This is a genomic window from Bradyrhizobium sp. 197 (genome assembly GCF_023073375.1).
GTDB lineage: Bacteria > Pseudomonadota > Alphaproteobacteria > Rhizobiales > Xanthobacteraceae > Bradyrhizobium.
Map to the genome: position 1 here is coordinate 1 of NZ_JADPJJ010000092.1, position 26,269 is coordinate 26,269.

Annotated in this window: 29 protein-coding genes and 1 tRNA gene; 16 read left to right on the forward strand and 14 right to left on the reverse strand. The window is 63.7% G+C overall.

What is annotated here, in order from left to right:
* The 3 genes from IVB27_RS20400 to IVB27_RS20410 all read right to left on the reverse strand — a co-directional run.
* Positions 1-528: DUF6444 domain-containing protein (locus IVB27_RS20400; protein ID WP_247445063.1), on the reverse strand; the 528-nt coding region annotated here is incomplete at its 3' end.
* Between the two features lie 184 nt (positions 529-712).
* The gene (locus tag IVB27_RS20405) at positions 713-1,840 is read right to left on the reverse strand and encodes an alkene reductase (protein WP_247445064.1); all 1,128 of its coding nucleotides are present in this window, start codon (positions 1,838-1,840) and stop codon (positions 713-715) included.
* Between the two features lie 118 nt (positions 1,841-1,958).
* Entirely contained in the window at positions 1,959-3,455 is a 1,497-nt protein-coding gene (locus IVB27_RS20410) for an aldehyde dehydrogenase family protein (protein WP_247445065.1), read from the reverse strand.
* Positions 3,456-3,638: 183 nt separating this feature from the next.
* Here IVB27_RS20410 and IVB27_RS20415 point away from each other — a divergent pair, with 183 nt between their 5' ends.
* Positions 3,639-4,484, forward strand: a complete 846-nt coding sequence (locus IVB27_RS20415) for an SDR family NAD(P)-dependent oxidoreductase (RefSeq protein WP_247339730.1) — start codon at positions 3,639-3,641, stop codon at positions 4,482-4,484.
* 118 nt (positions 4,485-4,602) lie between these two features.
* Here IVB27_RS20415 and IVB27_RS20420 read toward each other — a convergent pair whose 3' ends face one another.
* The 4 genes from IVB27_RS20420 to IVB27_RS20435 form a co-directional block, all read right to left on the reverse strand.
* Complete coding sequence (locus IVB27_RS20420; RefSeq protein WP_247339728.1) at positions 4,603-4,809, reverse strand: zinc ribbon domain-containing protein; 207 nt, start codon at positions 4,807-4,809, stop codon at positions 4,603-4,605.
* 71 nt (positions 4,810-4,880) lie between these two features.
* Entirely contained in the window at positions 4,881-5,294 is a 414-nt protein-coding gene (locus IVB27_RS20425) for a Rieske (2Fe-2S) protein (protein WP_247339726.1), read from the reverse strand.
* A gap of 17 nt (positions 5,295-5,311) precedes the next feature.
* Complete coding sequence (locus IVB27_RS20430) at positions 5,312-6,424, reverse strand: amidohydrolase family protein (protein WP_247445067.1); 1,113 nt, start codon at positions 6,422-6,424, stop codon at positions 5,312-5,314.
* A gap of 14 nt (positions 6,425-6,438) precedes the next feature.
* On the reverse strand, positions 6,439-7,503 hold the full coding sequence (locus IVB27_RS20435; RefSeq protein WP_247445068.1) for an amidohydrolase family protein: 1,065 nt from the start codon (positions 7,501-7,503) through the stop codon (positions 6,439-6,441).
* Positions 7,504-7,716: 213 nt separating this feature from the next.
* Here IVB27_RS20435 and IVB27_RS43000 point away from each other — a divergent pair, with 213 nt between their 5' ends.
* Positions 7,717-7,839 carry a hypothetical protein gene (locus tag IVB27_RS43000; RefSeq protein ID WP_256468448.1) on the forward strand — a complete coding sequence of 41 codons (123 nt, stop codon included), beginning with the start codon at positions 7,717-7,719 and terminating at the stop codon, positions 7,837-7,839.
* On the opposite strand, the gene IVB27_RS20440 is transcribed toward IVB27_RS43000, so the two are convergent.
* Complete coding sequence (locus tag IVB27_RS20440; protein ID WP_164718835.1) at positions 7,836-7,976, reverse strand: hypothetical protein; 141 nt, start codon at positions 7,974-7,976, stop codon at positions 7,836-7,838. The two genes, IVB27_RS43000 and IVB27_RS20440, sit on opposite strands and share 4 nt — an antisense overlap.
* 79 nt (positions 7,977-8,055) lie before the next feature.
* Here IVB27_RS20440 and IVB27_RS20445 point away from each other — a divergent pair, with 79 nt between their 5' ends.
* The 5 genes from IVB27_RS20445 to IVB27_RS20465 all read left to right on the forward strand — a co-directional run bounded on the left by IVB27_RS20445 (position 8,056) and on the right by IVB27_RS20465 (position 12,989).
* Positions 8,056-8,625, forward strand: coding sequence for an alpha-ketoglutarate-dependent dioxygenase AlkB (locus tag IVB27_RS20445; protein WP_247445069.1), 570 nt, complete (start codon positions 8,056-8,058; stop codon positions 8,623-8,625).
* A gap of 232 nt (positions 8,626-8,857) precedes the next feature.
* Entirely contained in the window at positions 8,858-9,346 is a 489-nt protein-coding gene (locus IVB27_RS20450) for a hypothetical protein (protein ID WP_247445071.1), read from the forward strand.
* A 125-nt stretch (positions 9,347-9,471) separates the two neighbouring features.
* Entirely contained in the window at positions 9,472-10,401 is a 930-nt protein-coding gene (locus IVB27_RS20455) for an alpha/beta hydrolase (protein WP_247445072.1), read from the forward strand.
* A gap of 168 nt (positions 10,402-10,569) precedes the next feature.
* The gene (locus tag IVB27_RS20460) at positions 10,570-11,793 is read left to right on the forward strand and encodes an ABC transporter substrate-binding protein (RefSeq protein WP_247445456.1); all 1,224 of its coding nucleotides are present in this window, start codon (positions 10,570-10,572) and stop codon (positions 11,791-11,793) included.
* Positions 11,794-11,897: 104 nt separating this feature from the next.
* Positions 11,898-12,989 (forward strand): enolase C-terminal domain-like protein, encoded by a 1,092-nt coding sequence (locus IVB27_RS20465; protein WP_247445073.1) that lies wholly within the window; start codon positions 11,898-11,900, stop codon positions 12,987-12,989.
* 221 nt (positions 12,990-13,210) lie between these two features.
* Here IVB27_RS20465 and IVB27_RS20470 read toward each other — a convergent pair whose 3' ends face one another.
* A complete protein-coding gene (locus IVB27_RS20470) occupies positions 13,211-14,638 on the reverse strand; it encodes a sulfatase family protein (RefSeq protein ID WP_247445074.1) in 1,428 nt (475 codons plus the stop codon).
* Between the two features lie 169 nt (positions 14,639-14,807).
* Between IVB27_RS20470 and IVB27_RS43305 the strand changes: the two genes are divergently transcribed.
* The 5 genes from IVB27_RS43305 to IVB27_RS20495 are packed head-to-tail and all read left to right on the forward strand — an operon-like array spanning position 14,808 to position 19,489.
* On the forward strand, positions 14,808-15,572 hold the full coding sequence (locus IVB27_RS43305) for a FadR/GntR family transcriptional regulator (protein ID WP_247445075.1): 765 nt from the start codon (positions 14,808-14,810) through the stop codon (positions 15,570-15,572).
* Positions 15,573-15,602: 30 nt separating this feature from the next.
* A complete protein-coding gene (locus tag IVB27_RS20480; RefSeq protein ID WP_247445076.1) occupies positions 15,603-16,955 on the forward strand; it encodes an ABC transporter substrate-binding protein in 1,353 nt (450 codons plus the stop codon).
* Positions 16,952-17,848 (forward strand): carbohydrate ABC transporter permease, encoded by an 897-nt coding sequence (locus IVB27_RS20485; protein ID WP_247339695.1) that lies wholly within the window; start codon positions 16,952-16,954, stop codon positions 17,846-17,848. Before IVB27_RS20480 ends, IVB27_RS20485 begins: the two co-directional genes overlap by 4 nt.
* On the forward strand, positions 17,845-18,672 hold the full coding sequence (locus IVB27_RS20490) for a carbohydrate ABC transporter permease (RefSeq protein ID WP_247339693.1): 828 nt from the start codon (positions 17,845-17,847) through the stop codon (positions 18,670-18,672). Before IVB27_RS20485 ends, IVB27_RS20490 begins: the two co-directional genes overlap by 4 nt.
* 4 nt (positions 18,673-18,676) lie before the next feature.
* Positions 18,677-19,489, forward strand: coding sequence for a shikimate dehydrogenase family protein (locus IVB27_RS20495; RefSeq protein ID WP_247445077.1), 813 nt, complete (start codon positions 18,677-18,679; stop codon positions 19,487-19,489).
* 35 nt (positions 19,490-19,524) lie between these two features.
* On the opposite strand, the gene IVB27_RS20500 is transcribed toward IVB27_RS20495, so the two are convergent.
* The 4 genes from IVB27_RS20500 to cpdR all read right to left on the reverse strand — a co-directional run bounded on the left by IVB27_RS20500 (position 19,525) and on the right by cpdR (position 20,964).
* Complete coding sequence (locus tag IVB27_RS20500) at positions 19,525-19,767, reverse strand: hypothetical protein (protein WP_247339815.1); 243 nt, start codon at positions 19,765-19,767, stop codon at positions 19,525-19,527.
* A 14-nt stretch (positions 19,768-19,781) separates the two neighbouring features.
* Positions 19,782-20,255, reverse strand: coding sequence for an L-2-amino-thiazoline-4-carboxylic acid hydrolase (locus IVB27_RS20505; RefSeq protein WP_247339690.1), 474 nt, complete (start codon positions 20,253-20,255; stop codon positions 19,782-19,784).
* A gap of 200 nt (positions 20,256-20,455) precedes the next feature.
* Positions 20,456-20,530 (reverse strand) — tRNA-Val (locus tag IVB27_RS20510).
* A gap of 74 nt (positions 20,531-20,604) precedes the next feature.
* Positions 20,605-20,964, reverse strand: a complete 360-nt coding sequence (cpdR, locus tag IVB27_RS20515) for a cell cycle two-component system response regulator CpdR (protein WP_007597092.1) — start codon at positions 20,962-20,964, stop codon at positions 20,605-20,607.
* A gap of 360 nt (positions 20,965-21,324) precedes the next feature.
* On the opposite strand from cpdR, the gene IVB27_RS20520 reads away from it, so the two are divergent.
* The 3 genes from IVB27_RS20520 to IVB27_RS20530 all read left to right on the forward strand — a co-directional run bounded on the left by IVB27_RS20520 (position 21,325) and on the right by IVB27_RS20530 (position 24,520).
* Positions 21,325-22,215, forward strand: a complete 891-nt coding sequence (locus IVB27_RS20520) for an N-formylglutamate amidohydrolase (protein WP_247445078.1) — start codon at positions 21,325-21,327, stop codon at positions 22,213-22,215.
* A 538-nt stretch (positions 22,216-22,753) separates the two neighbouring features.
* A complete protein-coding gene (hisN, locus tag IVB27_RS20525) occupies positions 22,754-23,536 on the forward strand; it encodes a histidinol-phosphatase (RefSeq protein WP_247339684.1) in 783 nt (260 codons plus the stop codon).
* 18 nt (positions 23,537-23,554) lie between these two features.
* Complete coding sequence (locus IVB27_RS20530; protein WP_247445079.1) at positions 23,555-24,520, forward strand: Bug family tripartite tricarboxylate transporter substrate binding protein; 966 nt, start codon at positions 23,555-23,557, stop codon at positions 24,518-24,520.
* An 8-nt stretch (positions 24,521-24,528) separates the two neighbouring features.
* Here IVB27_RS20530 and IVB27_RS20535 read toward each other — a convergent pair whose 3' ends face one another.
* Complete coding sequence (locus IVB27_RS20535; RefSeq protein WP_247445081.1) at positions 24,529-25,422, reverse strand: LysR substrate-binding domain-containing protein; 894 nt, start codon at positions 25,420-25,422, stop codon at positions 24,529-24,531.
* A gap of 93 nt (positions 25,423-25,515) precedes the next feature.
* Here IVB27_RS20535 and IVB27_RS20540 point away from each other — a divergent pair, with 93 nt between their 5' ends.
* Positions 25,516-26,268 (forward strand): sulfite exporter TauE/SafE family protein, encoded by a 753-nt coding sequence (locus IVB27_RS20540; RefSeq protein WP_247445082.1) that lies wholly within the window; start codon positions 25,516-25,518, stop codon positions 26,266-26,268.
* Position 26,269 lies beyond the last annotated feature (1 nt).

Sequence of the window (26,269 nt, forward strand, 5' to 3'; positions counted from 1 at the left end):
CACAGCGGCCAACCGGACGCCATATTGCGCCGGCGCCCTTACCTCGGGTGGAAACGATCCTGTCGTGACCGCGCCACAGCCGCTGCATTTGCAACGATGGAGCTGATGCTCCGTGACGAGCAGCGGCGCCGGCGCCGGCAGATCGAACACCTGACGGCTGCCGACAAGTTCCAGCAGTTCACCCTCCAGCGCCATTCGGCAGCGCCCGCATCTGACAGGGCGATGCATGATCGTATGATCGACCCGTTCGGACCGCTTCAAGTGTTTGCCTGCATGGCCGGGCTGGCCGCCGGGCTTCTTCAACCCTCGCTCACGCAGGCTCTGTGTCCGGCGAGAAGCCTGGCCCGGTCCATCGCTCGAAGGCGGCTTGCTGCTATTGGAGCTATCCAGACCAAGCCGACGCTCCAGATCGGCCACACGCACCGTCAGCAATGCGTTCTGCTGCTCCAACATCAGGTTGCGCTCCTGCAACTCCCCAATCAGGGCCAGCAGGGCATCCACAGACAATGAGGAATTTGGCGGCGTCACCCATACCTTGACTCACAAACACATGTGGTCAGTCAAGAGAATACAAACGGCCACCTGGGCAGTTACGCGCAGCGAAGCAATCCAGACTGTCTCTGCGGAAAAGATTCTGGATTGCTTCGCTTCGCTCGCAATGACGGAAATTATGCTGGCGGTCGGAGCATCACTATCCGGGCCACGGAAAAGTCTACGCCGGCGTCAGCTCGTCATACACCGGATAGTCCGTATACCCCTTCTCCTCGCCGCCATAGAACGTCGCACGGTTATACGGCGTGACGGGGTAATCGTGCCGCAGGCGGCGCGGCAGGTCGGGGTTGGAGATGAAGATGCGACCGAAGGCGATGATGTCGGCATGTCCCTCCGCGATCGCGGCGTTCGCCGTCTCGCCTGTGAAGCCGCCGGCGGTCATCAGCACACCACTGTAGAGCGGACGGAACAGCAGCATCGCCGACGGCACGTTCTGCCAGTTGACTTCGGCTCGCCCCGAACCGCTGGAGCGCGGTTCGATGAAATGCAAATAGGCGAGACCGAGCTTGTCGATCGCCTTCACCACATGCGTGTAGAGCGGCATCGGATCGGGCTCGCCGGAATCATTGGCAATGCCGTGGGGCGACAGCCGCACGCCGACGCGGCCCGCGCCCCAGACGTCGATCGCGGCCTGCGTCACTTCGAGCAGAAGCCGCGCGCGGTTCTCGATCGAACCGCCGTACTGATCGGTGCGCTGGTTGCTGCGCGACTGCAAAAACTGTTCGAGCAGATAGCCGTTGGCGCCATGAATCTCGACGCCGTCGAAGCCCGCAGCCAGCGCGTTCTTCGCGCCCTGCCTGAAGGCCTCGACGATGCCCTTGACCTCATCGGTCTCCAGTGCGCGCGGCGTCTCGTAGTCGGAGATCTTGCCGTCGGCGGTCATCGCCTTCACGCCTTCGGCCTTGATCGGGATCGCCGAGGCCGAGACCGGCAGCTCACCACCGTGAAAAGAGGAATGAGAGACGCGGCCGACATGCCAGAGCTGGAGAAAGATGATGCCGCCCGTGGCATGCACGGCGTCGACCACCTTGCGCCAGCCGGCGATCTGCGTCTCCGAATAGATGCCGGGCGTCGCCGGGTTACCGCGGCCGTGCGAGAGCACGGGCGAGGCCTCGGCGATGAGCAGGCCGCCTCGGGTGGCGCGCTGACCGTAATATTCGGCGTTGAGCGGCCGCGGCGAAAAGCTCTCGCGCTCGGCCCGCATGCGCGTCAACGGCGCCATCGCGACGCGATGCGCGAGCTTGTACGGACCGACCTGCAACGGTTTGAACAACGCCTCGAATTTCATGTGGGCCCCAATGGCTAAGAAAGGATGCGGATCATATAGCGAGGGGCGGCCACCGGAAAAGGCGCCGCCCCTACAAAAACAGATATTCCCTCTCGCGGAACGCAGGAGAGAACGGGTGTTACGCCGTCTTGATCCAGACGGCTTTCACGTTGAGATATTCCTCGACATGCTGCTTGCCAGACTCGCGGCCGTAACCGCTCATCTTGTAGCCGCCGAAGGGCACTGCCGGGTCCATCGCCTGGTAGCAATTCACCCACACCGAGCCGGCGCGGAGCCTCTTCGCAACCGCATGTGCCTTGCTAACGTCGCGCGTCCATAGGCCCGAGCCCAGGCCGAACGTGGTGGTGTTGGCGCGCTTGACCAGCTCGTCCATGTCCTTGAATGCGATGGCGGAGATGACCGGTCCAAAGATCTCCTCCTGCGCGATCCGCATGTTGTCCTGAACGCCCGCGAACACGGTGGGCGAAACGAAGAAGCCCTTTGACAGCGCGCCTTCGGTGACCCGGCCGCCGCCGGCGAGCGCTTTGGCGCCTTCCTTCTGGCCGATGTCGAGATAGCTGGTGACGCGTTCGAGCTGCTGCTCGGAGACCAGCGGCCCGATCTGGGTGTTGGGATCGAGGCCGTTGCCCACTTGCAGCTTCTTGCCGAACTCGGCGACACGTCCGACGAATTCCTCGTAGATCGACTGCTCGACGAACAGCCGCGTGCCTGCACTGCAGATCTGCCCCGAATTGGCGAACACCGCCATCGCCGCACCAGGCACGGCCGCATCGAGATCGGCATCCGCGAACACGATGTCCGGCGACTTGCCGCCGAGTTCGAGCGAGACACGCTTGAGGTTGCCGGCCGAGGCACGGATGATCGACTGGCCCGTGACATGCGAGCCGGTGAAGGCGACCTTGTCGACGTCTTGGTGAGAGGCAAGCGCCGCGCCCGCGGTCTCGCCATAGCCCGGCACGACGTTGATGACGCCGGGCGGCACGCCCGCTTCCATCGCGAGCTCGGCGATGCGCAGCGAGGTCAGCGGCGCTTCTTCGGCGGGCTTGAGCACGACGGTGCAGCCGGTCGCGATCGCCGGACCGATCTTCCAGATCGTTGCGGTCAGCGGGCCGTTCCAGGGAATGATGGCGCCGACGACGCCGATCGGCTCCTTCAGCGTGTAGGAGAATATCTCGCCGGGCAGCGAGTTCTCGATGGTTTCGCCGTGGATCGCGGTGGTCTGGCCGGCATAGTAGCGCAGCATGCCGACGGCGCGCAGGCGATAGGCGCGGGTACGGCTGAGCGGGGCGCCCATGTCGAGCGTGTCGAGCTGCGACAATTCGTCGAAATTCTTCTCGACGAGGTCGGCGAGCTTCAGGAGCAGGTTCTGCCGCTCGAATGGCTTGACCTTGCTCCAGGACCCTTCGAAGGCGCGGCGGGCGGCAGCAACTGCACGGTCGATATCTTCCTTGTCGCCCTCGGCGACGGTTGCGAGCAGTTCGCCGGTGGCGGGGTTGTGGGTCTCGAAGCGCTTGCCGGAGGCAGCATCGACCCACTTCCCGTCGATCAGCATCTGCTTGTAGGACCCGTTGGCGAATGGATGGCGCGTGATCGGAATTGCCTGCGACACAGCCATGGCTGAACTCCCTGTCAAATGATTGATTGGTTCGATCTGGGCGGGATCGTTAGGTCGATAGAATACTGCGATGCCGGATAGGCGTAAAGTCGGTGCGGAACGAAGACCTCCCATGCCGACTTGTGCAGGGTCGCGCGAGCGCCATGTTATAGCCCGACCGAGCCCCTCTCCCGGAGACGATCCATGCCGCACCCCGCCATCGTCAAAGACAATGTTGCCGTGATCACCGGCGGAGCGTCCGGCATCGGATTCGCCGCCGCCGCAGCGTTCGCGCGCGGCGGCATGAAGGTGTGTATCGCCGATGTGGATCAGGCGCGGCTGGCGGAGGCCGCCGCAAAACTGTCATCCATCACTTCTGCCACACATGTGATGACCTTCGCGGTCGATGTCAGCAAGGCCGAGAGCGTGACGCAACTGGAGCGCGCCGTGCACGAGCGCTTCGGCGGCACCGACATTCTCATGAACAACGCGGGCATCCAGCCCGGCAGCACGCTGTTCGGCGAACCCGACAACTGGCAGCGCGTCATCGGCGTCAACATGTGGGGCATCATCAACGGCTCGCGCATCTTCGCGCCCAACATGATCGCGCGCGGCAGGGCCGGCCTCATCATCAACACCGGCTCGAAGCAGGGCATCACCACGCCGCCTGGCGATCCCGCCTACAACGTCTCCAAGGCCGGGGTGAAGGCTTTTACGGAAGCGCTCCAGCACGAACTGCGCAGCACCAGGGATTGCCGCATCACCGCGCATCTGCTGATTCCGGGCTTCGTCTTTACGGGCCTCACCGCGAAGGGCCGCACTGAAAAGCCGGCGGGCGCCTGGACGGCCGAGCAGACCGTGGATTTCATGCTGGCGCGGCTGGAGGCCGGCGATTTCTACATCCTGTGCCCGGACAACGACGTCCCGCGCGTGCTCGACGAAAAGCGCATGCTGTGGGCCGCCGGCGACATCGTGGAGAACCGCCCGCCGCTGTCACGCTGGCACCCGGATTATGCGGATGCGTTCAAGAGATTTGTCGAGGGGGATTAGATGAGCCGTGAGCCCCTCATGGTGAGGAGCGCGGAACGCGCGTCTCGAACCATGCAGGCCCAGCTGGGGCCTCGATCCCTCGAGACGCCCGCTTCCAGCGGGCTCCTCATGATGAGGGTTAGAGCGTCTCTTGCTGATGCCCGCAATTCTTGCAGACGAATTTGATGCGGGACTGGCCCTTTGGCGCCTGCACCCGGTTCGGGGCGCCGCATTTGCCGCAGACGGCCTCGATGCGGGTATCGCCCTGCTTGACGACGACGGTCTTCTTTTCCATCGATTCGCGGATCAGGCGCTCGGCCTCCTCACGCAGGGACTGTTTGGACAAAGCTCGTCTCCGCCATAAATGCGGGCGAGGCTTATCCCACCTGCGGCGAAATCACAATCCGAAACGGCTGCTCAGACTTCGACAATCACGTAGCTGTCCTCGACATGCACCGCAAACGTCTCGGCAACATACGGGCCCTTCTGGAGTTCCTCGCCTCGCTCCACCGCGACGGGATATGACCTTATCTTGACGCGCTTCGGGTCGAACCACGACTGGCCGTTGCGCATGTCGAACTCCCAGCCATGCCAGGGACAGCGCAGCATCTCGCCGACGCGCGAGCGCTGATAGATGCCAGGCTCGGGCGAGGTCAGCCGCGCCACGCACGCCGCTTTCTCCAGCGGCGCGCCTTCGTGCGGGCAGCGGTTCAGCAGCGCGAAGAACTCGCCATTGACGTGGAACACGACGATGTCGCGGCCCTCGACGTCGACGACCTTGTTGCCGCCGGGCGGGATCTCCGAGGTGGACGCAACGATGTGACGGGCCATATTCGCTCACACCGCTCTCAGAATTTATAGACCGCGCGGGCATTGGTGCTGAAGATCTTTGTCCGCTCGGCTTCTGTCAGCGGCGTCTTGAAAGCGAAGCGCGGATCGTCAAAGTCCCAGTGCGGATAGTCCGATGAGAACAATAGACGGTCGATGCCGACCCATTCGATCAGCGAGCGCAGATGCCGGGCTTCGTCAGGCTCGTCGATCGGTTGCGTCGTGAACCAGAAATGCTCGCGCACATATTCCGACGGCTTGCGCTTGAGATGCGGCACCTCGCTGCGGAAGCGCGCAAAGTGCTGGTCCATCCGCCACATCGCAGATGGGATCCAGCCGAAGCCGCCCTCGATGAAGACGAACTTCAATCTTGGAAAGCGCTCCGGCACGCCCTCGATCACGAGACTGGCAAGCTGCGCCGCAATGGTGTGTGCGTTGGACTGGTGCTCCTCGACATAATAGGACGGCCAGCCGCCGCCGGTCGGCGCATGCCCGCCATAGCCGCCGACATGGATGCCGAGCGGCAGATCCAGTTCTTGGGCACGTTCGTAGATCGGCCAGTAGCGGCGGCGGCCCAGCGGCTCGTTGGCGCGCGGCGAGACGTTGATCTGGATGTATTCGCCGATTTTCGCGCAACGTTCGATTTCGGCAATCGCAAGGTCGACGCCATCCTGGCCGACCAGAATCGAAGCCTTCAGGCGCGGGTCGCGATGCGACCAGAACGCCAGTTGCCAGTCGTTGATGGCACGCTGAATCGCGGCGCCAAATTCGAGGTTCTGCTGCGAGAAGATGAAGAGATCGAGCACCTGCAAAATCCCGAACTCGACATCGAGCGGATCGAGATGCTGCTTCTGCATGAAGGCGAGATCAGAGCCGGGTGGCCCCCCGGTCGGCGGCCAGGCGTCGCGCCGGGCGATCAAAGGCGAGGAGCGCGGATATGGCGTGGTGAACAGATAGGGCGTGCGCAGATGGCTGCCATATTCCTTCAGATGCTGCTGCCAGCGCTTGGGCAGGAACTCGTTGAGATCGTCGAACGAATGCAGGCTCGGATGCACGTCGCAATCGACGATGCGCAGCCGGGTCGCCATCGGCTTCTCGTCTTCACGCAGCGGACGGTCGATGACTTCACTCATGCGAACCTCCAAAGTCAGTTGGCGAGCGACAGCCGCGGAAACGTCTCCAGCGGGTTGTCGACGCACATCTTCGAGATGATGCTCTTCGGTAGGTTCGGCGGGATCGGATCGTCGCCGTCGAACTGCCAGTGCGGATAGTCGGACGCGAACAGGAACATCTTTTCGGAGCCGATCTGGTCGATGATCTCCTCGACGCTTTTGGCGTCGGCCGGCGCGTCGAACGGCTGCATGGTGACGCGAAAATTGTCGCGGATGATCGCAGCCGGCTCGCGCTCGACCCAGGGCACCTCGACGCGCACCCCGCGCCAGGTCTTGTTGGCGCGCCACATGAAGGTCGGCAGCCAGCTCACACCGGATTCCATCAGCACGACCTTGAGGTTCGGAAACTTGCCGAACACGCCCTCATAGATCAGGCTCAAGATCTGCGCCTGAAACGCCTGCGCCTCGACGAAGTAATATTCGTAGCGGTGCGACGGCCAGCCGGCTGAGCTCGGCGCCTGCCGATATTGCGTGCCGGCGTGGATCGCGAGCGGCAGCTTGTATTTCTCCGCGAGCCGATAGACCGGCCAAAAATGCCGCCGCCCCAGCAGCGTCTCGCCCTGAGCCAGCACCAGGATGGAGACGAAGCGATTGTCGCCGGCGCGGCGCTCGATCTCCTCGATCGCCAGATCCGGATCCTGCATCGGCACCACGATCGAAGCCCGCAGGCGCGGATCGCGCGACAGCCACTCAGTGGCGATCCAGTCGTTGATCGCCTTGCAGAAATCGGCCCCCATGTAGGGGTCGAACACGGCCTGTGCGCCATAGAGCACGTTGAGGATCGCGTGGCTGGCACCGAGCTGCTCGAACGCGCCCTTCTGCACCATCGCGAGATCGGAACCAGGCTTCGTGCCATTGGCCGGCCGCCAGTCGGCGCGGCCCGCCAGCGGCATGCTCGGTGGATAGGAGGTGAGATCGAGTCCGTCGATGGCGCGGCTCACGACCTGCTCTTTCCAGTGATCGCTGAGATAGGGCAGCAGCGTCGTGCGCGTGCCACCAACAGCCGGGTGGACGTCGCAGTCGATCCGCGTCACCGCCATGAGCTTCCTCGCCGATATCTTGTAAGCACATCTTATTGGCGGCGTGCCGCCCGCGAAGACTGCCCCTGCCCGTACGTTTGCGCAAGGTCGCGCGACCGCGCGATCCGTCATGGCTCGGTTGCATTTCCCAAGCGCGATATGAAGTTTGGCGGAATGTGCTCCGCCGCCGAAGCAGCGGAGCGCATTGGTCCGCCGCCTTCTTGCGTATTGTCTATGCCCATCAAGCCTCGATCAAGAGCGCGGCCCGAAGCGATGGCGCAGCGGCTGCGCGGCTCGATCAGGCTGAAGCCGACCGACGAGGGCGCGGCCTTCGAGCTGCCGTTTCCAATAGCCTAGATCGCGAACACCCAGGCGGCGACGATGGTGCCGATGGTGACCAGACCGGCGATGGTCCAGCCGGCGGCGTATTCCAGCTCAGGATGACCGGTTGCCCGCATGATCTCTGCCGGATCGGCGGTATGCTTCTGTGCCATGACAGCCTCGCACATTACTTCCTGCGTCATATGTAAGTCGCATCAGCAGCCATTAGGTTCCATCACGGAAATGCGAGGAATGACGCAGCTTGGTTTGTTCGCCGATCCGCAAGAAGGCCCCGTCGGCCTTCGCTACACGGACAATTTTATCGAGGCCGCCGCCGAGCAGGCGCTGATCGGCCGCATCGCGGCATTGCCGCTCCAGCGCTTCCAGTTCGGCGCCTTCGAGGGCAACCGCCGGGTGGCGTCCTTCGGCTATCGCTATGACTACGCCCTGCAGCGGCTGGCGGAGGCCGAGCCGATCCCGGACTGGGTGCTGCCCCTCGCGCATCAGGTCGAGAGATGGGCGGGCCTCGTTGGCGGCAGCGTCCAGCAGGTGCTCTGCACCGAATACGACGCGGGCGTCGGGATCGGCTGGCATCGCGACAAGCCGCATTTCAAAGAGATCCTCGGCCTGTCGCTTGGCTCGTCCTGCAAATTCCGCTTCCGCCGCCGTAGCGGCGACAAATGGGAGCGCCACACGCTCGAAGCCCTGCCGCGCTCGCTTTACATGATGGACGGCGAGGCGCGGTCGCAATGGGAGCACAGCATCCCGCCGGTCGAGGCGCGCCGCTACTCCATCACCTTCCGGACGATGAAGCAGGCCTGACGGGCCGGCCAAGACAAAAAACGCGAAAACAACCCCATGCACAGTAGAACGGCGTTCTCGGCGCGAGGCTCGGCCCTGCGGCGTAACCGTTTGACACCTCGATGCAAAACAGCCGCGCCGCGCACAGGCGCAAGGCCTGGCGAACTTGCCTTCCAATTCGCGTTTACATGCTAAACTGGTTCCACGCGCCGCCCAGGAAGGAAGCCGCGATTGCGGGTCCAGGGAGCCACGAATGAGACCCGTTCGATTGATCTTCGCCCTCGCTGTCGCAACCGCGTCCGGCGTCGCCGGTGCCTCCGGCGCGACGCCGGCAAAGGTCTCCGGCTCGACGGCGCTGGCGCTCGCGGGGGTGATCGCGCCGCTGTCACCGGTTCTGTCCGGCGCCGAGAAGAAGGCAATGGCGATGCTGTTCGCCGCCAACAGCGACATTCCCTACAAGAAGCCGATCGTGGTGACGGCCGATAGAATCGTCTGTCGCACCGGCAACGTCGACATCACCGTCCGGAACTGCGCGGTCGCCTTCGGCAAGAAGACCAGGACGGTGAATGGCTCCACGGCCAACGAGATATTCGCCACCGAAGCGCTGGCCGGCATTCCGCCCGACGGCGCGGCGGGATCGAATTTCGAGAGCCTGACGAACCTGAGCTGCACGATCGACCCCAATGCCATCAGGCGGAAGGACGGCGGCGGGGCGGATTGCACGTTCCGGCCGGGGAATTGAACCGGGCCGGGAGGACGAAACCGGGGTGCCGTGAAATCGCCTCAAGGCCAACTAACTAATAAGGCGAATTGAAAAGACAGGCCAAACGCGCGAGCCCATATCGGGCACGCGGGGCCGACACCGACATGAAGAATTATCTCGCATTTTTTCTAATTCTGGGCGTGACGGCAGCCTCCGCGCACGCTCCGTTGCCGATGCTTCCGGCCGCGCCGTCCGATCTCGTCCGGGTGGGCCTCACCGACAACGACACGAGCGCCGGTGGCACCGCGCGGCTGTGCGAGCAGGTCACCTTCTCGCGCGGCCTGCGCTACGGCGAGAGCGAAGCCAATGTGCTCGATATCGCCACCAGCACGGCCAAGGCGGATACCCCGCGGCCGGTGCTGCTGTTCGTGGCCGGCGACACCTTCACCGGCGACCACGCCGCGCCGGAGCTGTCGCGGCAGATCCAGGACCAGGCCATGTGCTTTGCCGCGCGTAACGACATGATCGGCGTGCGCGTCAGCTACCGGCTGGCGCCCTCGGCGACCTGGCCCACCGGGGCGACCGACGTGGCGGCGGCGCTGTCCTGGATCCACGGCAATATCGACCTGTTCAATGGCGATGCCCGCGAAATCGTCGCGGTTGGCTACGGCGCTGGCGCCTTCCATGTCGCCACCCTGCTGGCCCATCCCGAGTTCCAGACCGACCGCGCCGATGTCGCGGCGGTCGTGCTGGTGTCCGGGGTCTATCGCGCGGGCAAAGACGCGAGCGACAGCGAGAAGGCGTATCTCGGCAGCGACGCCCGCCAGTATGACAAGCGCTCGGTCTTCCCCGGCATCCTCAATGTCGAGGTGCCGATCGTGCTGGCCTGGGCCGCGGACGATTCCGCCGGGCTCGTGGCACAGGGCGAGACCCTGAAGAAGACGCTCTGCGGCGCCGGCCATTGTCCGCGCGCCACACTGCTGCGCAGCCGCGACGGCATCGCGAGCGCCTTCGGCCTCGATGGCTCCGGCGACAGCCTCGCCGAGCCGACGCTGCTGCTGGTGCATCAACTCGAGGCGCGCGGGTTGCCGTAGCGGCACCCCGCTATCAGCGTCAGCGAGGCTGCCGTGTGGCTCCGAGCGCGCCGCGCACGGTCGAACGGAGCCATCAGGCCACACGATCGACAAGCGCTTGACCTAGATCAAGCGGCCCTGGTGCAAATTGTGCCGACCTCGATCAGGGCCAACGTCAAGGTATCGAGCATGCGCGTCTCCGGCAGGATGCTGTTCGTGTTGATGGTTGCCCTGGCATCGCTCGGGGCGATGTCCCAGGAGCGCGCCGATCAATCCTCCGTCGACAACGAAATCCGCATCGGCAACGTCATGCCGTATTCAGGACCGCTCTCCGAATTCGGCGCCATCGGCCAGGCGGAAGCCGCCTATTTCGACATGGTCAACGCGCGTGGCGGCATCAACGGCCGCAAGATCCGCTTCATCACCCGCGACGACAATTCCGACCCGGCGACCGCGCTGGAGCTGACCCGCAATCTGGTCGAGACGGACGACGTGCACCTGATGTTCGGCTCGTTCGGCACGCCCGGCAATCTCGCCACGCGCTGGTATCTGAACGAGAAGAAGATCCCGCAGCTGTTCGTCGCATCCGGCGACGAGGAGCTGAGCCAGGCCAAGGCGTTTCCCTGGACCATGGGCTGGCAGCCGCCGTTCCGGTCGGAGGGGCGCATCTACGCCAACTACATCCAAGCCTATTATCCGCGGAAGAAGATCGTAGTGCTCTGGCAGAACGACCAGTTCGGGCGTTCGCTCCTCAAGGGCATCGAGGAAGGTCTTGGCGATCTGAACCGTCTCATCCTCGTCGACATCGCCTTCGACATTGCCGACGAGCATCTCGACGGACACGTCTCGATCCTCAAACGCGCCGGCGCCGATGTTTTCGTCTTTCTCGGTGTGCCGTCGACGGCGTCCAAGGTGATCAAGCTGGCGGCGTCACTGAAATGGCGCCCGGTCTTCATCGTCAACGACGCCTCCGCCTCGATCGCCAACGCGATGGCGCCCGCAGGCCTGGAGAATTCGGCCGGTGTGATCTCGGCAGCCTTTCTGAAAGATCCAAGCGATCCCGCGTGGAAAGACGATCCTGCCATGAAGGACTGGTTCGCCTTTATGGACAAGTACCATCACGTCGAAAGCACCAACAACAGCGCGGCGCTCTATGGCTACGCCGCGGCCGAGACACTGACGCAGGTGCTGAAGCAATGCGGCGGCGACTTCTCGCGCGAGAACATTATGCGTCAGGCAGCTTCGCTCAAGAGTTATCAGCCTTCCGTCGCGCTGCCCAACATCAGGATGAACACCTCGCCGAACAGCTACCTGCCGATCAGGCAGATGCGGCTGGTCCAGTTCGACGGCCGGTCCTGGCAACCCTTCGGCGAGGTGATCGAAACCGCATTCACCGAAGGTGCTGCGCGATAGGCGCAACGTCAGTCTATGGTGGTTGCGGCAAATGCCTTTTCGTTTCATGACGAATGCTTAAAATCGACCCAGATCTGCATTCACTCCGCCGGGAGCTCCTCCAAATGACCGAGACCATCCGCATCAAGCGCTTCAATGCGCGCCCCGTGATCGTGCCGATGAACCTGCCGCTCAAGACCTCGACCGGGGCTGTCGCAAAGGCGCCGCTGGTGCTGATCGACTGCGAGACCGACCAGGGCGTGCGCGGGCACGCCTATCTGTTCTCGATCACGCCCTCGGCCTTGAAGCCGCTGACGGCGATGGTCACGGAAATGTCGGACCTCGTCGCCGGCGACGAGCTGCTGCCGTTCGAGATCGAGCGCAAGCTGACCCAGCGTTTCACGCTGCTGGGGCTCGCCGGCCTGCAGCGGATGGCACAATCCGGCATCGACATGGCCGCATGGGACGCGCTGGCGCGCGCACGCGGCCTGCCGCTGGCGCGGCTGCTCGGCGGGACGCCGAAACCGGTCAGAGCCTACAATTCGAAGGGCCTCGGCATCATGCCGGCGGGTGCCGCGGTGGAGGAAGCTCACAAGCTGCTGGCCGAGGGCTTTCAGGCCGCAAAGATCCGCGTCGGCCGCCCCGATGCGCGGGAAGACCTGAAGGTGGTGCGCGCGGTGCGCAAGGCCGTCGGCGACGACGTGACGCTGATGTGCGACTACAACCAGGCGCTGACGGTGACTGAAGCCATCCGCCGCGGCGAGATGCTCGACGATGAGGGGCTGACCTGGATCGAGGAGCCGATCCGTCACGACGACTATTCCGGCTGCGCCCGTATCGCGGATGCGCTGCGCACCCCGGTCCAGATCGGCGAGAACTTTGACAGCGCGTTCGCGATGCAGTCCGCGCTGTCGGCGGAAGCCTGCGACTACGTGATGCCCGACGTGCAGCGCATCGGCGGCGTCACCGGCTGGCTGCGCGCCGCGGCGCTCGCGCATGCCGCCGGCAGCGAGATGTCGACGCATCTGTTCTCGGAAGTCAGCGCGCATTTGCTTTGCGTGACGCCGACCGCGCATTGGCTGGAATATGTCGACTGGGCCGACGCGGTGCTGGCGACGCGGTTGCAGATCAAGGACGGCTTTGCGCTGCCGTGCGAGGAGCCCGGCAACGGCATTGCGTGGGACGAGGCGGCGGTGAGGAAGTATCTGATTGATTGATCGACACTGTTTCCTTGTGGCCATCCTTCGAGACGCCCGCTTTTAGCGGGCTCCTCAGGATGAGGTCCTGTTGCGCGGCGAGACCGTAGACCCTCCGGCAAGACTGTAGACCCTCATGGTGAGGAGCGCCGCTTACGGCGCGTCTCGAACTATGAAGGCCGAGCACTCTCGCAGCCTCGCCATATGCGTTAGGCCTGCCGGGACCGGGCGAGGGAGCGCCGTCAACGCACCGCCGCGTTCAAATCCATCGTCTCCAGCAGGCTGTTCTGGCGCCAGTCGATAAAAGCATCCTTGAGACGGCTGATGATTCCGGCATGCTCAGGCATACCCCAGAGATTGCGCTGTTCAAGCGGATCGCGCTCGAGATCGAACAACTGCCCGTCCTCGGCGCCGTGGATGAACACGACCTTCCAGCGGTCATCGCGCACCATCGTGATCAGCCGCGCGCCGGTCATGGCGACGTCGCCGGCTTGCTCGCTGAACACGAACTCGCGGCCACTCCATTCCTCGCCCTTCAGCGCCGGCAGCAAGCTGCGGGCCTGGAACGGCTTTGGATGCTGCGCGCCGGCAAGATCGAGGATGGTCGGGCCCAGATCGAACAGCTGGCACTTTTCGCGGATTCGCCGCCCGCCGCTGAACAGTCCTGGTGACCAGAACAGCAGCGGGATGCGGGTGACGGGCTCGTACATCGACCATTTCTGGCTGAGACCGTGTTCGCCGAGATTGTCACCGTGGTCCGACATGAAGACAACGACGCAATTGTCAAGGTAGCCCTTGTTTTCCAGCACCTCGATCAGGCGGCCGATCTGCTCGTCGATCATGGTGACGTTGGCATAGTAATGCGCGCGCAGGCGCCGCATCTCTTCGTGCGTCGGCGCCAGCTTCCATGACACCGCGTCGTGGTCGACCTCGGTGTCATGGCGCCGCTTCTCCTTCAGATACGCCGGAAGCCCCTCGATCTCGGCCTCGGTCGGCTGCGGCACCGGAAGGTCGTTGCGCGCGAGATAATGCTCCAGATATTCCGGCAAGGGGTCATAGGGCGGGTGCGGTCCGGGCAGGCCGATCTGCATGAACAGCGCTTCCGGCTTGGGGCGGGTCTCCAGCCACCACATCGCGGTCTCGGCGACAAAAATGTCCGGATGCAGCGACTTCGGCATCTCCCAGGTGAACGCGCCCATCCGGTCGCCATAATCCGGCAGGCTGCGATAGCCGGCGCGCGACGGCTTTGTCAGCTTGTGCGTGGCGAAGGCCTTGTCGAGCTCGTCGGCGAACCAGCGTCCCTCGAAAAAGCGATCCTTGTTCTCGACCACGAAGCGTTCGTGAAAGCCAGCCTTGGCGTCATAGGGGATCGTGTGCATCTTGCCGACATTGACGCAGTGATAGCCGGCTTCCGCCAGATTGCTGACCCAGGTCCTCTGCCAGTGCTGCCCGTTCTTCAGGACGCCCGAGGCGTGCGGATAGAGACCGGAGAACAATGCCGCGCGCGAGGGAACGCAGCTTGGCGCATTGATGAAGCAATTATCGAAATAGATGCCTTCACGCACCAGACGATCGAGGTTCGGCGTCTTCATGTAGGGATGGCCCGTCGCCGCGATCGTGTCGAAGCGTTGCTGGTCGGTCATGACCAGGACGATGTGGGGCTTTGTCACGATTGTTTTGTCCTACGCGGCATTGGGAGAGGAGAAAATATGTCTGACATAATAATTCTTGTCAAACTGCCATTGGCTGGATTATCGTTCAGAACGGCCGCGTTTATGGCCGGTCATTTCTTCGCAGCCGCAATATATCAGACATTAAACCCAGCAGAGCCGGATCAACGTGGCAAAGGCCGACAGCAAGGACAGTCAGCAATCAAGCGGTCACGTCGCCCGCGAGGTGGCGCGGCTGATCCTCACCGGCGTGTGGCGCGAAGGCGCGACCCTGCCGCGCGAGATCGAGCTTGCGTCACGCTTCGGCGTCAGCCGCGCATCGATGCGCGAATCGCTTTCGCTCCTGAAGGCGAAGGGGCTGATCGCCTCGAAGCAGAAGGCCGGCACGCATGTGCGCGCGCGCTTCGACTGGAACATGCTCGACGCGGAACTGCTGAACTGGACCTTGACGGCGTTGCCGACGCAGGAGTTTGCCAAGCAGATCATGGAGATCCGCAGGATCGTCGAGCCCGAGGCCTGCGCGATTTGCGCGACGCGCGGCACGGACGAAGACTTTGCCAGGATCGAGCGGGCCTATCGCGGCATGGACGCTGCCGGAATGGACCGCGTCGCCTATGCCGAGCCCGACTTGCAGTTTCACCGCGGCATTCTCATCGCCACGGGCAATGATTTTCTGATTGCTTTTGGCGCCACGGTCGCAGCCGCACTGCGGATGTCGTTCAACTTGTCGAGCACCAATCCGGGCGCGCCGCGCAAGAGCCTGCCCTATCATCGCGCGGTGCTTGAGGAAATCTGGGCGCGCAATCCCGACGGCGCGCGCCAGGCCATGCACAAGCTGATGGATCTCACCGAACAGAACATCGTCTCGGCCATGTCGCGCCAGAAGAAAAAGGACACCGAGGACGAGAAGGCCCGCACCAGACGGGCGCGTTGAAACCGGCATACAATATTGAGGGAGATCAAGATGAAGAACGCATCGCGCGCGAGTTCGCTCACCCGCCGTAAACTGCTCAAGGCCAGTGCCGCGACCGCGGCGCTAGCCGCGTTCCCCGCGCCGCTGATCGCGCAGACAAAACCATTTGCCGGCGTGACGCTGCACGGCGCCTCGTTCCAGCACCGCTTCTTCACGCTGCTGCAAAAGTACATTCCCGAGTTCGAGGAACAAACCGGCATAAAGGTCGACCTGCAGCTCTCGGCCTTCCCGGTCTACAACCAGCAGGCCAATCTCGAACTGTCCTCGGGTGGCTCGGCCTACGACTTCGTCAACGTCACCTTCATCCTCGCTGCGCGCTGGGTCGCTGCGGGGCTGCTCGCCGATCTCAATGAATTCACCGGCGATCCCAATTTGACGCCCGCCGAGTGGAATCCCAAGGACTTCGTCGAAGGCGCGCAGGTGCCCTATCGCGACGCCAAGGGCGGCACCTATGGCTATTCCTGGGAAGGCGGCGCGATGCTGATGGGGCTGTCGCGCATGGACCTGATGGAAAAGAAGGGGCTGAAGATCCCCAAGACGTTCGCCGAGCTCCAGCAGGTCTGCGCCGAGATCAACGGCACCGATGGCGTGAGCGGCATCACATCCTTCCAGCTTCATCACTGGAACCTGCCGCCTTACATCCAGGGCTTTGGCGGCGACATCTTCCGCAAGCCGCCGGGCGACATCATGCCGGCGCTGAACACGCCGGAGACCATCCAGGGCATCGAGTTCTACGCGAATCTGTTGAAGAACGCGCCGAAGGGCGTGCTCACCTATACCGAGGACCAGGCGCGGCAGTCGCTGCTCACGGGACGTTCCAACATCTTCATCCATTCCAGCTCCTGGGTGACGCCGATCCTGCTCTCCGACGAGAGCAAGGTGAAGGAGACTTCGCGCGTGGTGCGCTCGCCCGCCGGTCCCGTGCATGATTATCCGGCGTCGAACAGCCAGGGGCTCGGCATTCCCAAGAACGCCAAGAACAAGAAAGCCGCGTGGGAATTCATCAAATGGGCGCTCTCGCCCGACATCTCGATGCGGCTGGTGAAGGAGCACGGTCATTCCTCGGTGTGTCGGCGCTCGATCATCACCAGCGAGGCCTATCGCAAGCTCAACACGGTGAACGGCCAGGACCTCGGCGCGCTCTATCTCGAAGTGCTGGAGCTGCCGGCCAAGGGCGAGAACTACATGGCCTATCGCACCGTGAAGGAATTCCCGATCGTGGGCGACGTCCTCAACAAGGCGTTCGAGCAGGTCGCAACCGGCCAGCTGCCGGCAAAGGACGCGATGAACGCGGCGCAGGACCAGGCTATCGCCGCACTGCGCCGTTCCGGGACGCAGCTTTGAGCGAGAGTGGAATTGACGGAGAGCGCCGCAGGTTCATCGCCTTCGCGCTCACGCCGAGCCTGATCGTGCTGTTCGCGATCGCCGTGCTGCCGGCGATCTATCTCGTCGTGACGAGCCTCACGCCATTCCAGCTGACGATGCCGGGCTCGGCCACCGATTTCAGCGCGCCGCTCCGCAACTACGGCCTGCTACCCGGCGATCCCCGTTTCGTCAATTCGCTGTGGGTGCAGGCCAAGCTGTCTTGCTGGGGCGTGCTGTTCCAGGTGTTGTTCGGCATGCTGCTCGCGCTGCTGCTGAACGTGCCGTCGCGCCTTGTCGAGTTCGCCCGCACCTTCTTCCTGATTCCGATGGTGCTGCCGCCGATCGTGGTCGCGGTGATCTGGAAGCTGATCTACACGCCCGACATCAGCCCGCTCTATTACGCGGCACAAGCCCTGCATTTCACCATGCCGGCACTGACATCGAGCGTCGATTTCGCGCTGACCGCGATCATCATCGCCGACACCTGGGAATGGCTGCCCTTCACCTTCCTGATGGTTCTCGCGGCGCTGCAGACCATCCCGGATGAATATTCGGAAGCAGCCCTCGTCGACGGCGCCAGCACGCTGCAGATCTTCTGGTACGTCACGCTGCCCTTCATCATGCCGATCCTGGTCATATCGGGCATGTTCCGGCTGATCGACAGCGTGAAGGCGTTCCCGCTGATCTTTTTGCTGACCAGCGGCGGCCCCGGCACAGTCACTGAAGTCACCAATTACTATGCATATCTGCTCGCCTTCGACACTAACGAGATCGGCTATTCCAGCGCGGTCACGGTCGTGATGCTGCTGCTGGTCGCCGGCGTCAGCCTTGGCCTGGTCTGGATGGGACGGCGCCGGGAGGCGATGGCATGAACGCGCCCACCTCACGCAAGGCGACGCCCGGCCGGCTGGCCGCGATCATGGTGACCCTGCTCATCCTGCTCTCGCCGTTCCTCTGGTTGTTGCAGATGAGCTTCAAATCGAACGACCAGATCCTGCAATTCCCGCCACCGCTGATCTTCACGCCGACACTGGAGCACTACAGCGCACTCTGGCACAGCGCGTTCTCGGCTTCCTTCGTCAACAGTCTGCTCAGCGCCTCGTTTTCGACCGCACTCGCGCTGCTGCTCGGCGTGCCCGCCGCCTACGCGTTGTCGCGCTGGGCCGGACGCGGCAAGCACGCGCTCTCCTTTGCGATCCTGGTCACGCGCATGGCGCCCCCGATTGCGTTCACGATCCCATTCTTCCTGTTCTACCGCTGGATCGGCCTGCTCGACACTATCACCGGCCTGGTGCTGGTTTATACCAGCTTCAACCTGCCGCTGGTCATCTGGATGATGCAGCCGTTCTTCGACACCATCCCGGTCTCTCTGGAGGAAGCAGCGCTCGTCGACGGCGCAAGGACCCGGACGATTTTCACCAAGATCGTGCTGCCGATGGTGACACCGGGGATCGCGGCGACCGCGATCCTGTGCTTCCTCTACGCTTGGAACGATTTCTTCTTCGCGCTGATCCTGACCCGGACCAATGCGCGCACGGCCCCCGTCGCCGTCGTCAACTTCATGAACTACGAAGGCTGGGAATGGGGCAAGATCGCCGCCGGCGGCTCGCTGGTGATGGCGCCGGTGCTGATCTTCTCGCTTGCCGTGCGCCGCTATCTCGTCAGCGGGCTCACGGCCGGCGCGGTCAAGGGATGAGGTCATGAAGCTTCCGACCGGCGCATCGCGCACCGTCTTCATCTTCGCCCATCCCGCCGGTCATGTTGGCGCGCCGCGCCATTACACGCCCTATTTCGAGCAGCAGGGCCTCGACTGGCACATGATGCCGATGGACGTCGAGCCGAAGCATCTCGCCGAGACGATCCGCGCGCTGGCAAAGTCGCCGAGCACCGCCGGCTTCACTTTGACCATGCCGCACAAGCCGGCCGCGTTCGAGCTCTGCGACGAGGTCGGGCCTGCCGCGACATTCGAGGGCGTGGTCAACACCATCCGGATCGAAGCCGATGGAAAGCTCGTCGGAGAATCCTTCGACGGCGGCGGATTTCTGAACGCCGCGCGCGAGGCCGGCATCTTCGATCCCGACCGCGGCACCGTCGTGATCGGCGCCGGCGGCGCCGGCCGCGCGATCTGCCATGCGCTCGCGGCGGCAGGTGTGAGGCGCCTGCGCATCCTCAACGAGGTGCCCGGCCCGGTCGAGACGCTGGCGGCAAAGCTGCGCGGACAATTCCCTGATCTCGACATCAGTGTCGAGGAGCGCTTCGACGATTTAGGCCTGTGCGTCAATGCCACCTCGCTCGGCCTGCACGCGACCGACGCGTTGCCGATGGATCCGGCCAAGCTGCCGAAGGATTGCGCCGTGTTCGACATCATCGCTGCCCGCCGCACTGGATTCATGGAAGCCTGCGCGGCCCGTGGCCTCAAGGTCATCGACGGTGTCGCCATGATCCGGCATCAGTTGCCGCTGCAAACGGCGTTCTGGCGGGGAGCAACTGCTCCTTCAGCTCCGACATCCTGAGGCGCAAGCAACGGGTAGTGCACCTGCAGATGTCTCTACCAAACCTCCGCGCCGGGGATTTTCTTGCGCACCGCCATGCGCTGGATCCAGATGCAGCGACGGACCGATCTATTGGAGCGGCCGACCGCGGATATTCCTTCGCCGGCCTGCAGCAGTGGCGCCACGTTTTCACGCAACGCCCGGCAGCGCTGGAGCTCGGCCTGCCAGTCGATGATTGCTGCGTCGGCCCGCGACGCAATCAGCGACAGTACCGCCACGGCAAGACAGCTCGCTCGCATGGTCCGCATTCCCTTCACCGAGGTCCGGCCGGATGGCGCCGGTAGCGGAAATCGCAATGAGGCGCGCCTTGCATGATGGTCTGCGTCCGCGTCAGCGCGACGTCGGGACCGAACCCTTCTGCGGTCGCAAAATCGGCGGTGCAGACCAGGAGAAAGCCGAGCTCCGGCTCGTCCAGCGCCTTGTAGAACTCGGCATAGGCGCACCGCGTCACGTCGAACGCGAAGACGTCCTCGGTCTGCTCGATGACGTCATAGGCGAGCGCGTCGTCACGGGCATAGGCCCTGAACGCCGATGATACGGCCTTGCCGAGATCGGTCTCGTTCCTGGCTTTCCAGAATTCCTCGCCGTAGCCGCGATAGAGATTGCCGAGCGTGGTGCGCACCAGCGCGTTGGCGCGCGCCTCGCCGAGTTCGGCCTGGAGCGCCTTCACCAGCGGCACCAGGACTTGCGCCTGAATCTTCGCCTGTTCGATGACGGAAACGCTCATGGGCGGCCTCGTATCTGAGGCCACATCGTAGCCCGGATCGGACGAAGCGTAATCAGGGTTTCGTGCCGGATGACGAGATTTCCGGATCTCGTGAAGCGTAGTCCGGGCTGCGCGGGCCGCACACGTTCGGTTGTTTGGACTTGGCCGATGCCTGCTGGGCTTCGGCAAGGCATCCTTCACTCGGTACCGCGAGCGAAGGATGGTGGGCGCGACAGGGATCGAACCTGTGACCCCTACCATGTCAAGGTAGTGCTCTCCCGCTGAGCTACGCGCCCTAGATGTCGTCTAGATCGGGTCGGGACCCTATAACGGCTCAGGAGAGCCGGTGCAAGGACGGAAGGGGGCCGATTTAGGCCGCCAGCATCTTGTTCACTTCGCTGACCAATTCGCGCAAATGCACGGGCTTGGACAGCACCTTCGCGTTCTTGGGGGCGTCCGAATCCGAGTTCAGGGCGACCGCTGCGAAGCCAGTGATGAACATGATCTTGATGTCGGGGTCGAGTTCCGAAGCCCGGCGGGCGAGCTCGATGCCGTCCATCTCCGGCATCACGATGTCGGTGAGCAGCATCTCGAACGGCTCTTCCCGGAGCCGCTGATAGGCGGCCATGCCGTTGTCGTGGGACGAGACCTGAAAACCGGCGTTTTCCAGCGCCTTGACCAGGAAACGGCGCATGTCGTTGTCGTCTTCGGCGAGCAGGATTTTTGGCATGGCTGGAACGTCGAATCCCCAAGACAATTACAAGGCATCAGCAGAGGTCACTAAGCCCGACAGAGGGTAAATTTCGGGTGAAAATCTTTACCTTGGCCCGACCGGCGCGGCTCCCTTGTGAACCCGAATGCGGCTCGAAGCAATGAAGTCGCGTTGGTCGATCCCCATCTCGATGCCCGCAGGGTTAAGACATGTTCCAGCGCAGATCACATCTTTTCGCTTGGCAGGATGGTTGCGATTCCGGACAATGACGACACATAACAGCCGCTCGATCGGCCGAATCAATTCGATCTGGCCCCTTTTCCGGATCCTGCGGCGCCAAGGGACGAAGCCTGAGAACAAGGGACGAAGCCTAAGAAGATGACCCGGTTTGACGGCGACATGTCGCCAGCGTTCGAGATCGTGGAGCCCGCGCAATGGCGCGCGCCTGTCATCTTCAACTCGCCCCATTCCGGCTCGACCTATCCGGACGAATTCCTCGCGGCATCGCGGATCGACCTGCCGCAGCTGCGGCGGTCCGAAGACTCTTTCATGGACGAGCTGATCGCCCAGCTGAGCGAGCGCGGCTTTCCGACCGTGCGGGTCAACTTTCCGCGCTCCTATGTCGACGTCAATCGCGAGCCCTATGAGCTCGATCCCCGGATGTTCACCGGGCGCCTGCCGAGCTTCGCCAATACCCGCTCGATGCGGGTTGCCGGAGGGCTCGGCACCATTCCGCGCGTGGTCGGCGACGGCCAGGAGATCTATCGCGACCGCATCCTGGTTGAAGATGCGCTGGCGCGGATCGAGACGCTCTACAAGCCCTACCATCGCGCGCTGCGCCGGCTGATCAACAAGGTGCACCAGATGTTCGGCACCGTGGTGCTGGTCGACTGCCACTCGATGCCCTCTGTCGGCGTCTCCCGCGACGAGCCACGTCGGCCCGACATCGTGATCGGCGACCGCTACGGCACGAGCTGCACGCCGCTCCTGCCTGACAGGGTCGAGGAGACCATGACCGGACTCGGCTATTCGATCGGCCGCAACAAGCCCTATGCGGGCGGCTTCATCACCGAGCATTACGGCAACCCGGCCAGCGGCCTCCACGCCGTCCAGCTCGAACTCAACCGTGCGATCTACATGGACGAGCGGCGGCGCGAGCGCAGTCCGCGTTTTGCGCAAGTGGCGTCGGACTTCGGCGTGCTCGCCGACGTGCTGGCGACCACGATCCCGTTCGGCGATCTCGGCCCGTTCCAGGCCGCGGCCGAATAGGCGCGACGTTTTCTTCGAACGATTGTGTTGGGTGCGATCAAGCGCGAACGCGTTTCGCGGCGCGCATTGAAATGAAAGCCAAGGGCTGAAAGAAATTAGAGGCTGAAAGAAAAAAGGGCCGCTTCTGATGAAGAAGCGGCCCAAGTCTAGGGAGGAAACGCCCAAGGAGGGCAGCAGTAACGCGAGAAGCGCTACCGCACCGCAACAATATGCGGCCGCGACGCACAAAGTGCAAGGGCTTTCGAGCGGTTTCCCATGCAATGAGGACATAGCTCGGTTGCTTCTAGAGAAACCCAGATTCAGTTCCTTTGATAAGGAAATTCAATGGGTTGATAGTCATTTGCATACGAACGAGGCAGATCCGGAACTAAGGTTTCAACTCAATGATCGATATTTGCCCAGTGAGTGGTCTTTGACGAGGCGAACGCTTCCGGCATCCAAAATACCAGGGTGCGAAAGCAAGACAGCGCTGCACGATCCCTCCGATTTGAGCTAGGCAGGAGTGAGCTTCACCCGACTTTCGTTTTGAGGATGCGCCGTGACGGTGATCGACTTCTCCGCCTTCATCGAACGGCTCGCCACCGTCTCCGGCGAAACCATCCTGCCGTTCTTCCGCACTTCCCTATCGATCGACGACAAGAGCAAGACCAAGGATTTCGACCCCGTGACAGAGGCCGACCGCGCCGCGGAGGCGGTGATGCGGCGGCTGATCAAGGCCAGCTTCCCCCAGCACGGCATCGTCGGCGAGGAGTTCGGCAACGAGCGCGAGGACTCCGACTATGTCTGGGTGCTCGACCCTATCGACGGCACCAAATCCTTCATTGGCGGCTTTCCGATCTGGGGCACGCTGATCGCGTTGCTGCACAAGGGCACGCCGGTATACGGCATGATGCACCAGCCCTTCATCGGCGAACGCTTTTCCGGCGACAGCGGCTCGGCTCATTACAAGGGCCCCTCCGGCGAGCGCCGGCTCCAGGTCCGGCGCTGTGCTTCGCTGTCGGAAGCGACGACCTACACCACCAGCCCGCTGCTGATGAACGAGCGCGACCGCGCCATCTTCGGCCGCATCGAGAAGGGCGCACGTCTCTCGCGCTATGGCGGTGACTGCTACTCCTATTGCATGCTGGCCGCAGGCCACGTCGATCTCGTGGTCGAAACCGAGTTGAAGCCTTACGATATCGCGGCCCTGATCCCGATCGTGACCGGCGCCGGCGGCGTCGTCACCACCTGGGAAGGCAAGCCGGCGCAGGGCGGCGGCCGCATCATCGCGGCCGGCGACGCCAGGGTTCATGAAGAAGCACTGAAACTGCTCAACGGATAGGCCGCACAAGGAGCCTGCATGACGAACCGGCGTACGCTCCTTCTCGCAACCCTGCTTCTGTTTCCGACGCTCGCCTCCGCGCAGAATTTCCCGGCCAAGCCGATCAAGCTGATCGTGCCGTTCCCGGCCGGCGGCCCCAACGACATCATCGCGCGGGTGATCGGTCAGCGCATGTCGGAGCTGTCGGGCCAGCCGGTGCTGATCGACAATCGCGGCGGCCAGGGCGGCGTGCTCGGCACCGATGCCGTCTCCAAGGCTGCGCCTGACGGTTACACCATCGCGATCTCCAGCGCCGGCGCGCTGGCGATTAGCCCGAGCATGGAGCGGGTCGCATACGATACGCTCCACGACCTCACGCCGGTGACGTTGGTCGCAACCGTTCCGGAAATGCTCGTGGTCGCCACCAATGTAGAGGCCAAAAACATCGGCGAGCTGATCGCGCTCGCCAAGGCGCAGCCCGGAAAGCTCAACTTCGCCTCCTCCGGCCCCGGCAGCCTGCCGCATCTGGCCGGTGAATTGTTCAAGCTGACGGCCAAGATCGACATCGTGCACGTGCCTTATCGCGGCGCGGCGCCGGCCGTGAACGATCTGCTGGGCCAACAGGTGCAGATGACGTTCCTGGATCTCCCCGTGCTGCTGCCGCAGGTCAAGGCCGGCGCCCTGCGGCCGATCGCGGTCGGCTCGGCCGAGCGCTCCGCCACCGCGCCTGACGTCCCGACCACCGCGGAAGCGGGCTTTGCGGACCTGCGTATCGAGAACTGGTACGGCATGGTCGCGCCGAAGGGCACGCCGAAGGAGATCGTCGCAGCACTGCATGGCTTAGCGACAAAGGCGATGGCGGATCCCGCGGTGAAGGAGAAGCTCGCCGCCCAAGGCGCAACGCTGGTCGGCGACGAGCCGGAGCATTTTCGGCAGTTCATCGCGGACGAGACGAAGAAATGGGCGAAGGTGATCAAGGACGCCGGGGTGGAGACGGCAAAGTAGCGCAGAGTTCACACCGCCGCCGTCGCCCTCAAATGCTCCACCAGCATCTTCGCCGGCCGTGACAATGTCTTGAAGCTGCGCGCGCAGATCACGAGCCTTCGGTTGGCGAAGGCGTCGCGCAGGCGGACCATGGCGAGCGGCATCAGTTTTGCGCAGCGGCGGGCGGCGGCTTCGGGCATCAGCGCGACGCCGACATCGGCGGCGACCATCTGGCAGATCGCGTCGAAATCGCGCAGCCGCGCGCGGAAATGCGGACGCATGCCGAGCCGCGCAGCGTGCTTCGAAATATGCACTTGAAGCGCAGTGGCGCCGGTTAGCCCGACGAACTCGCAATCCCCTGCCTCATGAAAATCGATCTGGCGGCGGCCAGCGAACGGGCCGCGCTTGGAAGTCACCAGCGTCAGGCGGTCCTCGCTGAAGACGAAGCGCTCGATATGGTCGGGCAGCGCATGCTCGGCGGCGAAGCCGAGATCGGCGGCACCGGCGGTGATCGCAGCCGCAATGTCGGTGCTCTCGCGCTCCTCGATGTCGATGGCGACGTCGCGATGCTCGCGCAGGAAGCCGGCGAGAGCCTTGGGCAGATGCTCCGACAGACCCGAGGTGTTGGCGAGGAAATGCACGCTCGCCCGGGCGCCGCTGGCAAAGCCGGCGAGATCGCCGCGCATGGCGTCGATCTGGTGCATGACGAGCCTCGCATGATCGAGCAGGCTCTCGCCCGCCGCGGTCAACTCGACACCGCGGCGCCCGCGCTTGAGCAGCGCGACGCCGAGCGCGTCCTCGAGCCTCTTGATGCGCGCGCTGGCCGAGGCCAGCGCCAAATGCGACCGCTCGGCGCCACGGGTGATGCTGCGCTCGTCGGCGACCGCGATGAACAGCTGGAGGTCGATGAGGTCGAAGCGCATGGCAGGTTTCTCCCCTCAGCCTTCGTCATGAACGAAGGCACTCTCCGTAACCTCCAGATTGTGCCCGGGCGCGGCTTCGGTCAATGTGCAGATATGATCGACCCGCTCCTCATTCTCATCGCCGCCGTCTTCCTGATCGCCGGATTCGTCAAGGGCGTGGTCGGGCTCGGACTGCCGACCGTATCCATGGGCCTGCTCGCCGTGAGCATGGCGCCGAGCCGCGCGATCGCCATCGTGATCGTGCCCGCGATCGTCACCAACATCTGGCAGACCTTCGTCGGCCCCCATCTGCGTGACATCCTGAGGCGGCTGTGGCCGCTGATGATCGGCACCGTGATCGGCTGCTGGCTCAATGCCGGCGCGCTGACCGGTCCCCATGCACGCTACGGCACGATCGTGCTCGGTGTCCTCCTGGTCATCTACGCGATCATCGGGCTGAACAAATTCCAGTTCCGGGTCGCGCCGAAGAACGAGAAATGGGTCGGCGGCGTAGTCGGAGTGATCACCGGCGTGATCTCGGCCTCGACGGGCGTGCAGGTGATCCCCTCGATGCCGTTCATGCAGGCGATTGGCATGGAGAAGGACGAGCTGGTGCAGGCGCTCGGCGTGTTCTTCACGACAGCCACTCTGGCGCTCGCCTTCAACCTCACGGCCGGAGGATTGCTGACGCCGGCCAATGCCGTGCCGGGCGCGGTGGGCATGGCCATGGCCTTTGCCGGCATGTACATCGGCCAGTCGGTGCGGGCGCGGATGCCGGCCGAAGCGTTTCGCCGCTGGTTCCTGATCGCGATGATCCTGCTCGGCCTCTATCTCGCCGGCAGCGCGCTGCTGAAAGAGTTCGGGTAGA